The sequence below is a fragment of the Pseudomonas sp. AB39(2026) genome, from assembly GCF_059831485.1.
In genome coordinates, this window is sequence record NZ_CP195212.1 from 3,855,238 (window position 1) to 3,868,700 (window position 13,463).

Consider the following 13,463-nt stretch of genomic DNA (forward strand, 5'->3'; position numbering starts at 1 on the left):
AGTGCTACCGCGTACAGCCACCACTGGCGCGGCAACCTAATTCAAAGTTTCGGGAGAGTTTCATACATGGGCAAGATTATCGGTATTGACCTGGGGACAACCAACTCCTGTGTCTCCGTGCTGGAAAACGGCAAAGCCAAAGTTATCGAAAACGCGGAAGGCGCGCGTACCACGCCGTCCATCATTGCGTACGCCAACGACGGCGAAGTGCTGGTAGGGCAGTCGGCCAAGCGCCAGGCGGTCACCAACCCGCACAACACCCTCTATGCAGTAAAGCGCCTGATCGGCCGCAAGTTCGAAGAAGAAGTCGTTCAGAAAGACATCAAGATGGTGCCGTACAAGATCGCCAAGGCTGACAACGGCGATGCGTGGGTCGAGGTGAACAGCCAGAAGATGGCACCGCCACAGATCTCGGCTGAAGTGCTGAAAAAAATGAAGAAGACCGCCGAAGACTACCTCGGTGAGTCCGTGACCGAAGCGGTCATCACCGTGCCGGCCTACTTCAACGACAGCCAGCGCCAAGCTACCAAGGACGCCGGCCGTATCGCGGGCCTGGACGTCAAGCGCATCATCAACGAGCCAACTGCAGCAGCCCTGGCCTACGGCATGGACAAAGCGCGCGGCGACCACACCGTTATCGTCTATGACCTGGGCGGCGGTACCTTCGACGTGTCCGTGATCGAAATCGCGGAAGTGGACGGCGAGCATCAGTTCGAAGTACTGGCCACCAACGGTGACACCTTCCTGGGTGGTGAAGACTTCGACATCCGCTTGATCGACTACCTGGTAGACGAATTCAAGAAAGAAAGCGGCATGAACCTCAAGGGCGACCCGCTGGCCATGCAGCGCCTGAAAGAAGCCGCTGAAAAAGCCAAGATCGAGCTGTCTTCGTCTCAGTCCACCGACGTGAACCTGCCGTACATCACGGCCGATGCCACCGGGCCGAAGCACCTGAACGTGAAAATCTCCCGCGCCAAGCTTGAAGCGCTGGTGGAAGACCTGGTTCAGCGCACCATCGAGCCTTGCCGCATTGCTTTGAAAGATGCTGGTATCGACGTGGGCTCCATCCACGACGTGATCCTGGTAGGCGGCCAGACCCGCATGCCACTGGTCCAGAAACTGGTAAGCGACTTCTTCGGCAAAGAAGCACGCAAGGACGTGAACCCGGACGAAGCCGTTGCCATGGGTGCTGCTATCCAGGGCGCCGTACTGGCTGGTGACGTGAAGGACGTGCTGCTGCTGGACGTCAGCCCGCTGACCCTGGGTATCGAAACCATGGGTGGCGTGATGACGCCGCTGATCGAGAAGAACACCACCATCCCGACCAAGAAGTCTCAGGTGTTCTCTACCGCCGACGACAACCAGAGCGCTGTGACCATTCACGTGCTGCAGGGCGAGCGTAAGCAGGCGACGTCTAACAAGTCCCTGGGCAAGTTTGACCTGAGCGAGATTCCACCAGCACCGCGCGGTGTTCCTCAGATCGAAGTGACCTTCGACATCGACGCCAACGGCATTCTGCACGTAGGCGCCAAAGACAAGGCCACTGGCAAGCAGCAGTCCATCGTGATCAAGGCCAACTCTGGCTTGTCCGAGGAAGAGATTCAGCAGATGGTGCGTGATGCCGAGGCCAACGCCGAGGAAGATCGCAAGTTCGAAGAACTGGCCTCTGCTCGCAACCAAGGTGACGCGCTGGTGCACTCTACCCGCAAGATGGTCAGCGAAGCCGGCGACAAGGTAACCGCTGAAGAGAAAACCGCCATTGAAACGGCTGTTGCCGCACTGGAAACAGCAGTGAAGGGTGACGACAAGGCGGCCATCGAAGCGCGTATCGAAGAGCTGTCCAAGGTGACTGCACCTGTTGCTCAGAAGATGTACGCCGACGCCGGTCAGGAAGCCCCTGCCCAGCCCGCCGGTGAAGAGCCGAAGAAGCACGACGACGTAGTCGATGCCGAGTTCGAAGAAGTGAAAGACAACAAGTAAGTACTGCTTGTGATCGGCCGGTTTCCTGCATACGTGTGGTGACTGGTAGCATGTCGCCGCGCGGGGGCCTTGGCTCCCGCGTTGGCGTGTCTGGGGTACAGGAATTTCAAGGTTCCCCAAAGCCGCCTGTAGGCGCCAAGCTTTGCGCCTGCATGGTGAGTACGTAAGGAACCTGCCTGCCCGCTCGCACAGCGGGCATTGGCGAAATCTATTCAAGGTGTGAACAACCATATGGCTAAGCGTGACTATTACGAGGTACTGGGGGTAGAGCGGGGCGCAAGCGAAGCCGAGCTTAAGAAAGCCTATCGCCGAGTAGCGATGAAGCTTCACCCGGATCGCAACCCGGGTGACAAAGCGGCAGAAGAAAGCTTCAAGGAGGCCAACGAGGCCTATGAAGTGCTGTCCGATGCCAGCAAGCGCGCTGCCTACGACCAGTACGGTCATGCTGGGGTAGATCCCCAGATGGGTGGCGGTGGTCAAGGCTTTGGCGGTGCTAACTTCTCCGACATCTTTGGCGACGTGTTCAGTGACTTCTTCGGCGCTGGCGGGCGTGGGGGTGGCCGTGGCGGCGCGCAGCGTGGCAGCGACCTGCGTTACACCCTGGAGCTGGACCTCGAAGAAGCCGTGCGCGGCACCACCGTCAGTATCCGTGTTCCCACTTTGGTCAACTGCAAGGTCTGCGACGGCAATGGCGCCAAGAAGGGTTCCTCGCCCATCAGCTGCCCTACCTGTGCCGGCATTGGCCAGGTGCGCATGCAGCAGGGCTTCTTCTCGGTGCAGCAGACCTGCCCGCGCTGCCATGGCCAGGGCAAGATCATTTCCGACCCGTGCGACGCTTGCCATGGCGAAGGGCGTGTCGAGGAATTCAAGACCCTTTCCGTAAAAGTACCGCCAGGGGTCGATACAGGCGACCGTATTCGCTTGTCCGGTGAGGGCGAGGCGGGCGCGCAGGGTGGCCCTACCGGCGACCTGTATGTGGTGATCAACGTGCGCGAGCACGCGATCTTCCAGCGCGACGGCAAGAACCTGTTCTGCGAAGTGCCCATCAGCTTTACCGATGCCGCCTTGGGTGGAGAGCTGGAAGTGCCTACGCTCGACGGTCGAGTGAAGCTCAAGATCCCGGATGGCACGCAAACCGGTAAGCAGTTCCGCCTGCGTGGCAAGGGTGTGGCGCCAGTGCGTGGCGGCTCGCCAGGTGACCTGCTGTGCCGTGTAGCGGTGGAAACGCCGGTCAACCTGGATCGCCGTCAGCGCGAGTTGCTGGAAGAGTTCCGGGCATCCCTGGAAGGCAACACCACGCATTCGCCCAAGGCCAGCGGCTGGTTCGAAGGTATGAAGCGCTTCTTTGGCGACCTCTGAAGCCAACGATCAAAAGGATTCACTGATGCGACGTATAGCTGTGATGGGGGCCGCTGGCCGTATGGGGAAAACCCTGGTCGAGGCCGTGCAGCAGGCGCCTGGCGCCGGGCTCACTGCCGCCATCGACCGGGCGGACAGCACCCTGGTAGGCGCTGATGCGGGTGAGCTGGCTGCGCTGGGGCGGATCGGCGTGCCGATTTCCGGTGATCTGGCCCGCGTGGCGGAAGAGTTCGATGTACTGATCGACTTCACCCACCCCACGGTCACCCTGAAAAACCTGGCCTTCTGCCGCAAGGCGGGCAAGGCCATGGTTATTGGCACCACAGGGTTCAGTACCGAGGAAAAGGAACGCCTGGCCGAGGCGGGCAAAGATATCCCCATCGTGTTCGCCGCTAACTTCAGCATCGGCGTGAACCTGTGCCTGAAGCTGCTGGACACCGCCGCCCGTGTACTGGGCGATGACGTGGACATCGAGATTCTGGAAGCCCATCACCGCCACAAGGTGGATGCCCCTTCAGGTACAGCTGTCCGCATGGGAGAAGTGGTGGCCAAGGCCTTGGGCCGGGACCTGGAAAAAGTGGCCGTGTACGGCCGCGAAGGCCAGACCGGTGCGCGCAAGCGCGAGACCATCGGCTTTGCCACCGTGCGCGCCGGGGATGTGGTGGGGGACCATACCGTGCTGTTCGCTGCCGAGGGCGAGCGTGTGGAAATCACCCACAAGGCCTCTAGCCGCATGACGTTTGCCAAAGGGGCCGTTCGTGCTGCCCTGTGGCTGGATGGGCGCGCACCAGGGTTGTACGACATGCAGGATGTGCTGGACCTGCATTGAAGAAGGGCCGGTATTCAGTCAATTCAAGTGGTGCAACCTGGCATTTTTGTCAGGTTCACCCAGTGGCCTTACATGCTTTAATTGAAGCGTGAACGACACTGGAGTGCTCTGATGCGTCAGTACAGCCCGCAAGCCGCATTGCTAGCGACCGACATAGCCCAATCCGTGACTAGGCGTGGGCAAGCGCTTCGGGTCTATACGCCTTTTGGTTATGTACCTAGCCAACGAGGCGAAGCTGGGTTTGCGGGGCAATTGAACGAGTCCTCCCTCTATATGTTAGGTAATGGCTACCGAGCCTACCTCCCTACGCTGGGGCGTTTTGTTTCCCCAGACGCGGTTAGCCCTTTTGGGCAAGGTGGGCTGAACGCATATGCCTATTGTGATGACGACCCTGTAAACAGGCGGGACAACGAAGGAGACAGCTGGCGTTTCCTCCTGGGCAAATTTGTCTCGAAATCGAAATCCGTCAAGTCAGTCTATAGTGCTCTTGAGTTACGCTATGCTGGCCCAGGCCCAGGCAAGGTGCTGCGTTTCGCTACCAGTGAAGTGATGGATCCCACGCTGATGTACAAAGCCCTGGGTACTCACCTCTCCGGTTCTCAGGGCGGCTTTGGTGTAATGATGCGTAACGCTGAACGCGTCAAAGCCAGTGCCAAAGGCTTCGAGGCAATTCCAGGGTATGCGCCCTTGCGTGATCCCTCATTGTTCGAGCAGGCTATCGAGCGGCAACATGCATCGGTGTGGGGTAATGAAGCGATCAAGCCCGTTGGCCCAGGTGATTGGCCTGCGTTACGGCAAGGGCCGCTTGATCTTGACGATGGCGATGCGCGACGTGTTGTGCTGAGTTACCTGTATTACCAGGAGCTGGCCAATCCACAGATTGTTAAAATACGTGGCAGGGTTGATCCGTGGAGCAATGGCAGAGCCTGAGGGGTCCTATAATTAAACGCGCCCAGTGGGTGGACCAAAATGTCGCTTTTCTGTAAGCTACAGCTTTAGTGTGTCCACTAAAAGCGCGCAGATAATTCGATGAAGAAGCGGGGCGACGTGTCTATACGTCTCTCCGCTTTTTTACAACCTGCGATCGCCCCTTCAGGCTAGATTTATCGGAGGTCTTCTTGACTAAGCCAGCCATACTCGCCCTTGCCGACGGCAGCATCTTTCGCGGTGAAGCGATTGGAGCCGACGGCCAGACCGTCGGAGAGGTGGTCTTCAACACGGCCATGACCGGCTATCAGGAAATCCTCACAGACCCTTCCTACGCCCAGCAGATCGTCACGCTCACCTACCCCCACATCGGCAACACCGGCACCACGGCGCTGGACGCCGAAGCCGACCGCGTATGGTCTGCGGGCCTGGTGATCCGCGACCTTCCGCTGATTGCGAGCAACTGGCGCAACACCCAGTCGCTGTCCGACTACCTCAAAGCCAACAACGTGGTGGCCATCGCCGGCATCGACACCCGTCGGCTCACGCGCATTCTGCGGGAGAAGGGCGCCCAGAACGGTTGCATCCTGGCCGGTGACGACATCACTGAAGAGGCGGCCATCGCTGCCGCGCGCGGCTTCCCAGGCCTGAAGGGCATGGACCTAGCCAAAGAGGTCAGCACCAAGAAAACCTACCCGTGGCGTGAAGGTGTATGGGCATTGGCGACCGACAGCCATGCTCAGCCTAAGGATGAAGAGCTGCCTTACCACGTAGTGGCCTACGACTACGGTGTGAAGCTGAACATCCTGCGCATGCTGGTGGCTCGCGGCTGCCGCCTTACGGTAGTACCTGCCCAGACCCCGGCCAGCGAAGTGCTGGCACTCAAGCCAGACGGCGTGTTTCTCTCCAACGGCCCTGGGGACCCGGAGCCGTGCGACTACGCCATCAAGGCCATCCAGGACGTGTTGGAAACCGACACGCCGGTGTTCGGCATTTGCCTGGGTCACCAGTTGCTGGCGCTGGCAGCAGGCGCGCGCACCGTCAAGATGGACACTGGCCACCATGGTGCCAACCACCCGGTCCAGGACCTGGACACCGGTGTGGTGATGATCACTAGCCAGAACCACGGGTTTGCGGTGGACGAAAGCACATTGCCCAGCAACGTGCGCGCCATCCACAAGTCGCTGTTCGATGGCACCTTGCAAGGCATCGAGATTACCGGCAAGGACGCGTTCAGCTTCCAGGGGCACCCGGAAGCCAGCCCTGGCCCGACCGACGTTGCGCCATTGTTCGATCGCTTCATCGAGTCGATGGCCAAGCGCCGCTAACTGCTGCACGCCCTGGCCGCCCCACACCTGTGCGGGCCGGCCCGGTGCCGCCCATGATTGTTCGAGGCAGCCTGTTCACCCGGGCCTGCCGACCGAAATGCGGAATTGAGTGACCACCATGCCAAAACGTACAGACATCAAAAGCATCCTGATCCTCGGCGCGGGGCCTATCGTTATCGGCCAGGCCTGTGAGTTCGACTACTCTGGCGCCCAGGCCTGCAAGGCCCTGCGCGAAGAGGGCTACCGGGTGATCCTGGTGAACTCCAACCCGGCCACCATCATGACCGACCCGGCCATGGCGGACGCGACCTACATCGAGCCGATCAAATGGCAGACCGTTGCCAAGATCATCGAAGCCGAGCGCCCAGACGCACTGCTGCCGACCATGGGCGGCCAGACCGCACTCAACTGTGCGCTGGACCTGGAGCGCGAAGGCGTTCTGGAGAAATTCGGTGTGGAAATGATCGGCGCCAATGCCGACACCATCGACAAGGCCGAAGACCGTTCGCGCTTTGACAAGGCCATGAAAGCCATCGGCCTGGAATGCCCGCGTTCCGGCATCGCCCATAACATGGAAGAAGCCAACGCCACCCTTGAGCGCCTGGGCTTCCCGTGCATCATCCGCCCTTCGTTCACCATGGGCGGGACCGGCGGCGGTATTGCCTACAACCGCGAAGAGTTCGAAGAAATTTGCGCCCGTGGCCTGGACCTGTCGCCCACCAAGGAACTGCTGATCGACGAATCGCTGATCGGGTGGAAAGAGTATGAAATGGAAGTTGTCCGCGACAAGAAGGACAACTGCATCATCGTCTGCTCCATCGAGAACTTCGACCCCATGGGCGTCCATACAGGTGACTCGATCACCGTGGCCCCAGCGCAGACGCTGACCGACAAGGAATACCAGATCATGCGCAACGCCTCGCTGGCGGTGCTGCGTGAGATCGGCGTGGAAACCGGTGGTTCGAACGTGCAGTTCGGTATCTGCCCAGATACCGGCCGTATGGTTGTGATCGAAATGAACCCGCGTGTTTCCCGCTCCTCGGCGCTGGCCTCCAAGGCCACCGGCTTCCCGATCGCCAAGGTCGCCGCCAAGCTGGCCGTGGGGTACACCCTGGACGAACTGCAGAACGACATCACCGGCGGCAAAACCCCGGCCTCGTTCGAGCCGTCCATCGACTATGTGGTCACCAAGCTGCCACGCTTTGCGTTCGAAAAATTCCCCAAAGCCGACGCCCGCCTCACCACCCAGATGAAGTCTGTAGGTGAAGTTATGGCCATCGGCCGTACCTTCCAGGAGTCGTTGCAGAAAGCCTTGCGCGGGCTGGAAGTGGGCGTCTGTGGTCTGGACCCTAAGGTAGAACCCAGCAACCCCGAGTTCCACAGCATCCTCAAGCGTGAGCTGACTGTGCCGGGCGCCGAGCGTATCTGGTATGTGGCCGATGCATTCCGCGCGGGCATGACCTGTGACGAAATCTTTGCCCTTACCAGCATCGACCATTGGTTCCTGGTGCAGATCGAAGACCTGATCAAGGACGAAGAGAAGGTAAAAACCCTCGGCCTGGCCGATATCGACAAGCAGTTGATGTTCCGCCTCAAGCGCAAAGGCTTCTCGGACCAGCGCCTGGCCAAGTTGCTGGGTGTGACCGACAAGAACCTGCGCCGCCACCGTCACAAGCTGGAGATCTTCCCAGTCTACAAGCGCGTGGACACCTGTGCTGCCGAGTTCGCCACCGATACCGCCTACCTGTACTCCACGTACGAGGAAGAGTGTGAGGCCAACCCGTCTACCCGCGACAAAATCATGATCCTGGGTGGCGGCCCCAACCGTATCGGCCAGGGCATCGAGTTCGACTATTGCTGCGTACACGCGGCACTGGCGCTGCGTGACGACGGTTATGAAACCATCATGGTCAACTGCAACCCGGAAACCGTGTCCACCGACTACGATACTTCGGATCGCTTGTACTTCGAGCCGCTGACCCTCGAGGACGTGCTGGAAGTGGTGCGGGTCGAGAAGCCCAAGGGCGTGATCGTGCAGTACGGTGGCCAAACCCCACTGAAGCTGGCCCGTGCCTTGGAAGAGGCAGGTGTGCCCATTATCGGTACCAGCCCGGATGCCATCGACCGTGCCGAAGACCGCGAGCGCTTCCAGCAAATGGTGCAGCGGCTGAACCTGCTGCAACCGCCGAATGCTACGGTTCGCAGCGAAGAAGAAGCCATTCGGGCCGCAGGCGTTATTGGTTACCCACTGGTGGTTCGCCCATCCTATGTGTTGGGTGGCCGCGCCATGGAGATCGTCTACGAGCTGGACGAGCTCAAGCGCTACTTGCGCGACGCGGTTCAAGTGTCCAATGACAGCCCTGTGCTGCTCGACCACTTCCTCAATTGCGCCATCGAAATGGATGTGGATGCCGTATGCGACGGTACGGATGTGGTAATCGGCGCCATCATGCAGCACATCGAGCAGGCCGGTGTTCACTCCGGTGACTCGGCGTGCTCGCTGCCGCCGTACTCCCTGCCGGCTCATGTACAGGACGAAGTACGCGAGCAAGTGAAGAAGATGGCACTGGAGCTGGGCGTGGTTGGCCTGATGAACGTGCAGCTGGCCTTGCAGGGTGACAAGATCTACGTGATCGAAGTAAACCCACGTGCTTCGCGTACCGTGCCGTTCGTGTCCAAGTGCATCGGCACCTCGCTGGCCATGATCGCCGCCCGCGTGATGGCAGGCAAAACCCTCAAGGAACTGGGCTTCACCCAGGAAATCATCCCCAACTTCTACAGTGTGAAAGAGGCAGTGTTCCCCTTCGCCAAATTCCCTGGCGTGGACCCGATCCTTGGGCCAGAGATGAAATCTACTGGTGAAGTGATGGGTGTGGGTGACACCTTTGGCGAAGCCTTCGCCAAGGCACAGATGGGCGCCAGCGAAGTATTGCCCACCGGTGGTACCGCCTTCATCAGCGTTCGCGATGATGACAAGCCTTTCGTAGCCAGCGTTGCTGGGCAATTGATCGACCTGGGCTTCCAGGTGGTAGCCACTGCGGGCACTGCGAAGGTCATCGAGGAAGCAGGCCTGAACGTGCGCCGGGTAAACAAAGTGACTGAAGGCCGCCCGCATATCGTGGACATGATCAAGAATGACGAAGTAACCTTGATCATCAACACGACCGAAGGGCGCCAGTCGATTGCCGACTCGTACTCCATCCGTCGCAATGCCTTGCAGCACAAGATCTATTGCACCACCACGATCGCTGCCGGTGAAGCCATCTGCCAGGCGCTCAAATTCGGCCCTGAGAAGACCGTACGGCGCTTGCAGGATCTACACGCAGGACTCAACGCATGACCAAATACCCCATGACCGTCCAAGGCGCTCGCGCCTTGGAAGAAGAGCATTTGCACCTGACCAAGGTCGTTCGCCCCAAGCTCAGCCATGACATTGGTGTGGCGCGGGAATTGGGCGACCTGAAGGAAAACGCCGAGTACCATGCGGCCCGCGAGCAGCAGGGCATGGTAGAAGCGCGTATTCGTGACATCGAGGGTCGCCTGCAGAATGCGGTGATCATCGACGTCACCACCATCGAGCCCACCGGCAAGGTGATTTTCGGTACTACCGTGGAAATCGCCAACACCGAAACGGACGAGCGCGTGGTCTACCAGATCGTGGGCGAGGACGAAGCCGACATCAAGGCGCGGAAGATTTCCAGCGGCTCACCTATCGCCAAGGCGCTGATCGCCAAGGAGGAGGGTGACATCGTGGTAGTGAAAACCCCGAGCGGTACTGTCGAGTACGAAATTATCGAGGTACGGCACATCTGACCTTGCCCGCCGGCTATGCCGGGCTCCTGTAGGAGCCGGCCCAGCCGGCGAAGCCTGGTCAGGCGAAACGATGTATGTTTGAAAGCTGCTTGTTCGGCTGCGGATTGCGGCGGTACACCAGGGCCATCTTGCCGATGACCTGAACCAGGTCTGCGCGGCCTGCGGTGCACAGGCTGTTGATCATGCCCAGGCGCTCTTCGCGATCCAGGATGTTGACCTTTACCTTGATCAGCTCGTGATCAGCCAATGCACGTTCCAACTCTGCCGCGACGCCTTCCGTCACGCCATTCTCAGCTACGATCAATACCGGCTTGAGGTGGTGACCGATGGATTTGTACTGCTTTTTCTGCTCTGGTTTGAGCGGCATAACCTGACCCTTTGATTGAAACTGTATGAAAATGGCGGCCATTTTACCCGAGCGCACGGTGCTACGCACAGCGACACGCAACGCCGCCCTACTTCGAGGTGCCCAGTGGCCCGTTCCAAGACAAGCCATAATTGGCTGAAAGAACATTTTAACGACCCGTATGTGAAGATGGCGCAGAAGGACGGCTACCGTTCGCGCGCCAGTTACAAGCTGCTGGAGATCCAGGAAAAGGACAGGCTCATCCGCCCTGGCATGTCAGTAATTGACCTGGGCGCAGCGCCCGGTGGCTGGTCCCAGGTCACCAGCCGGCTGATCGGCGGGCAGGGCCGGCTGATCGCTTCGGACATCCTGGAAATGGACAGTATTCCCGATGTCACCTTCATCCAGGGGGACTTCACCCACGATGCAGTGCTGCAGCAGATTCTGGAAGCTGCAGGTGGCAACCCGTTCGACCTTGTTATTTCCGACATGGCCCCCAATATGAGTGGATTGAGCGCAGTGGACATGCCCCGTGCAATGTTTCTGTGTGAGCTGGCGCTGGACCTGGCCGGCCGGGTACTCAAGCCAGGCGGGGATTTTCTGATCAAGATTTTCCAGGGGGAAGGGTTCGACACCTACCTCAAGACCGTTCGGCAGCAATTCGACAAGGTTCAAATGCGTAAACCGCTGTCGTCACGGGACCGTTCTCGCGAACAATACCTTCTGGCGCGCGGCTTCAAGGGCTGACAGCTACACTCATGGCAGCTTCGTGGTGGCCGATAGCTTTTTTCAAATGGTGATTGCTACGGAGCATAAGCGAGCATTGCGCAGTCAAAAGTTTCACAAAGCGTTACAAGCAGCCTCTGCGCATGCCTAGGGTTGTGTAGTAAGTTAGGCCGATGGACATCATACGAAGCCTGGCGCTAGGTCCCAGAGACTGGCTTCAGAGGGTAGCGAATTGAACGATATGGCAAAGAATCTCATACTGTGGCTGATCATCGCCGCCGTTCTCGTGACGGTGATGAACAATTTCTCAAGCCCAAACGAACCGCAAACCCTCAATTATTCCGACTTCATCCAGCAAGTGAAGGATGGCAAGATTGAGCGCGTGCAGGTAGACGGCTACGTCATTACCGGCAAGCGCAACGACGGCGACAACTTCAAGACCATCCGCCCCGCTATTCAGGACAACGGCCTGATTGGCGACCTGGTGGACAACAAGGTCGTGGTCGAAGGCAAGCAGCCTGAGCAGCAAAGCATCTGGACCCAGCTATTGGTCGCCAGCTTCCCTATTCTTGTGATCATCGCCGTGTTCATGTTCTTCATGCGGCAGATGCAAGGGGGGGCGGGCGGTAAAGGCGGGCCTATGAGCTTTGGTAAAAGCAAGGCACGCTTGCTCTCCGAAGACCAGGTCAAAACCACCTTGGCAGATGTGGCTGGGTGTGACGAGGCCAAGGAGGAAGTTGGTGAGCTGGTGGAGTTCCTGCGTGACCCAGGCAAGTTCCAGCGCTTGGGCGGTCGTATCCCCCGTGGGGTGCTGATGGTAGGCCCGCCTGGTACAGGTAAAACCCTGTTGGCCAAGGCCATCGCTGGCGAGGCTAAAGTCCCGTTCTTCACCATTTCCGGTTCGGACTTTGTGGAAATGTTCGTGGGGGTGGGCGCCAGCCGCGTACGCGACATGTTCGAGCAGGCTAAGAAGCATGCGCCTTGCATTATCTTCATCGACGAAATCGATGCGGTAGGTCGCCACCGTGGCGCCGGTATGGGCGGCGGTCATGACGAGCGCGAGCAGACGCTCAACCAGTTGCTGGTGGAGATGGACGGCTTTGAAGTGAACGATGGCATCATCGTGATCGCTGCCACCAACCGTCCCGATGTGCTGGACCCGGCATTGCTGCGCCCTGGCCGTTTCGACCGCCAGGTGGTAGTAGGCCTGCCGGATATCCGCGGGCGTGAGCAGATCCTGAAAGTGCATATGCGCAAAGTGCCGGCTGGCGAAAACGTCGACCCGGCTGTAATTGCACGCGGTACACCAGGGTTCTCGGGTGCAGACCTGGCAAACCTTGTGAACGAAGCGTCCCTGTTCGCCGCTCGTTCAGGCAAGCGAATCGTGGAAATGCGCGAGTTCGAGCTGGCCAAGGACAAGATCATGATGGGCGCAGAGCGCAAAACCATGGTCATGTCCGAGAAAGAGAAGCGCAACACGGCATACCACGAAGCCGGCCATGCCATTGTGGGTCGCATCGTTCCCGAGCATGACCCAGTGTACAAGGTGTCTATCATTCCTCGTGGCCGTGCCTTGGGTGTAACCATGTTCCTGCCCGAGGAAGACCGTTACAGCTTGTCCAAGCGTGCGCTGATCAGCCAGATCTGCTCGCTGTACGGCGGTCGTATCGCGGAGGAAATGACACTGGGCTTCGATGGTGTGACTACAGGTGCCTCGAACGACATCATGCGCGCCAGCCAGATCGCTCGGAATATGGTCACCAAGTGGGGCCTGTCCGAGAAAATGGGGCCTCTGATGTATGCCGAAGACGAGGGTGAGTCCTACCTGGGTCGTGGCGGCGGTGGCCAGAATGGCAGCCTGTCGGGCGAGACAGCTAAAATGATCGACTCTGAAGTGCGTAGCATCATCGACCATTGCTACACCACGGCCGGCCAGATCCTTACGGATAACCGCGACAAGCTGGACGTTATGGCCGAAGCGTTGATGAAGTACGAAACCATCGATGCCGATCAGATCGAGGACATCATGGCCGGAAGGCCTGTGCGTGAACCTCGTGACTGGACAGGTGGTTCTGGCTCTTCAGGCACTGCAGCCAAAGGTAACGAGCGCCCAGAGGCGCCGATTGGTGGCCCAGCCGCACAACACTAAGGCTTT

Annotated in this window: 10 protein-coding genes; 9 read left to right on the forward strand and 1 reads right to left on the reverse strand. The window is 59.3% G+C overall.

The features are described from left to right. The first annotated feature begins 66 nt into the window (after positions 1-66). From dnaK to greA, 7 genes are all read left to right on the forward strand, one after another. On the forward strand, positions 67-1,980 hold the full coding sequence (dnaK, locus tag ACSAMW_RS17680; RefSeq protein WP_500591402.1) for a molecular chaperone DnaK: 1,914 nt from the start codon (positions 67-69) through the stop codon (positions 1,978-1,980). A 231-nt stretch (positions 1,981-2,211) separates the two neighbouring features. Further along, positions 2,212-3,339 carry a molecular chaperone DnaJ gene (dnaJ, locus tag ACSAMW_RS17685; RefSeq protein ID WP_168085638.1) on the forward strand — a complete coding sequence of 376 codons (1,128 nt, stop codon included), beginning with the start codon at positions 2,212-2,214 and terminating at the stop codon, positions 3,337-3,339. 25 nt (positions 3,340-3,364) lie between these two features. Continuing rightward, a complete protein-coding gene (dapB, locus tag ACSAMW_RS17690) occupies positions 3,365-4,168 on the forward strand; it encodes a 4-hydroxy-tetrahydrodipicolinate reductase (RefSeq protein ID WP_500591403.1) in 804 nt (267 codons plus the stop codon). 252 nt (positions 4,169-4,420) lie between these two features. After that, positions 4,421-5,098, forward strand: a complete 678-nt coding sequence (locus tag ACSAMW_RS17695) for an RHS repeat-associated core domain-containing protein (RefSeq protein WP_500591404.1) — start codon at positions 4,421-4,423, stop codon at positions 5,096-5,098. 188 nt (positions 5,099-5,286) lie between these two features. Then, positions 5,287-6,423 carry a glutamine-hydrolyzing carbamoyl-phosphate synthase small subunit gene (carA, locus tag ACSAMW_RS17700; RefSeq protein WP_168085641.1) on the forward strand — a complete coding sequence of 379 codons (1,137 nt, stop codon included), beginning with the start codon at positions 5,287-5,289 and terminating at the stop codon, positions 6,421-6,423. A 118-nt stretch (positions 6,424-6,541) separates the two neighbouring features. Continuing rightward, entirely contained in the window at positions 6,542-9,763 is a 3,222-nt protein-coding gene (gene carB / locus ACSAMW_RS17705) for a carbamoyl-phosphate synthase large subunit (protein ID WP_500591405.1), read from the forward strand. Next, positions 9,760-10,236: a transcription elongation factor GreA gene (gene greA, locus ACSAMW_RS17710; RefSeq protein ID WP_168085643.1), complete on the forward strand. Its 477-nt coding sequence runs from the start codon at positions 9,760-9,762 to the stop codon at positions 10,234-10,236. Before carB ends, greA begins: the two co-directional genes overlap by 4 nt. Positions 10,237-10,294: 58 nt before the next feature. Here greA and ACSAMW_RS17715 read toward each other — a convergent pair whose 3' ends face one another. Further along, positions 10,295-10,603, reverse strand: a complete 309-nt coding sequence (locus tag ACSAMW_RS17715; RefSeq protein ID WP_168085644.1) for a YhbY family RNA-binding protein — start codon at positions 10,601-10,603, stop codon at positions 10,295-10,297. Between the two features lie 105 nt (positions 10,604-10,708). Here ACSAMW_RS17715 and rlmE point away from each other — a divergent pair, with 105 nt between their 5' ends. Both rlmE and ftsH read left to right on the forward strand, forming a co-directional pair. After that, positions 10,709-11,329, forward strand: a complete 621-nt coding sequence (gene rlmE, locus ACSAMW_RS17720; RefSeq protein ID WP_168085645.1) for a 23S rRNA (uridine(2552)-2'-O)-methyltransferase RlmE — start codon at positions 10,709-10,711, stop codon at positions 11,327-11,329. Between the two features lie 220 nt (positions 11,330-11,549). Further along, positions 11,550-13,457 (forward strand): ATP-dependent zinc metalloprotease FtsH, encoded by a 1,908-nt coding sequence (gene ftsH / locus ACSAMW_RS17725; protein ID WP_500591406.1) that lies wholly within the window; start codon positions 11,550-11,552, stop codon positions 13,455-13,457. The last annotated feature ends 6 nt before the right edge of the window (positions 13,458-13,463 follow it).

Bases quoted from the DNA above. Each gene is read 5' to 3' on its own strand.
- dnaK (WP_500591402.1), top strand. From the start codon at position 67: ATGGGCAAGATTATCGGTATTGACCTGGGGACAACCAACTCCTGTGTC.
- dnaJ (WP_168085638.1), top strand. From the start codon at position 2,212: ATGGCTAAGCGTGACTATTACGAGGTACTGGGGGTAGAGCGGGGCGCA.
- dapB (WP_500591403.1), top strand. From the start codon at position 3,365: ATGCGACGTATAGCTGTGATGGGGGCCGCTGGCCGTATGGGGAAAACC.
- carB (WP_500591405.1), top strand. From the start codon at position 6,542: ATGCCAAAACGTACAGACATCAAAAGCATCCTGATCCTCGGCGCGGGG.
- greA (WP_168085643.1), top strand. From the start codon at position 9,760: ATGACCAAATACCCCATGACCGTCCAAGGCGCTCGCGCCTTGGAAGAA.
- ACSAMW_RS17715 (WP_168085644.1), bottom strand. From the start codon at position 10,603: ATGCCGCTCAAACCAGAGCAGAAAAAGCAGTACAAATCCATCGGTCAC.
- ftsH (WP_500591406.1), top strand. From the start codon at position 11,550: ATGGCAAAGAATCTCATACTGTGGCTGATCATCGCCGCCGTTCTCGTG.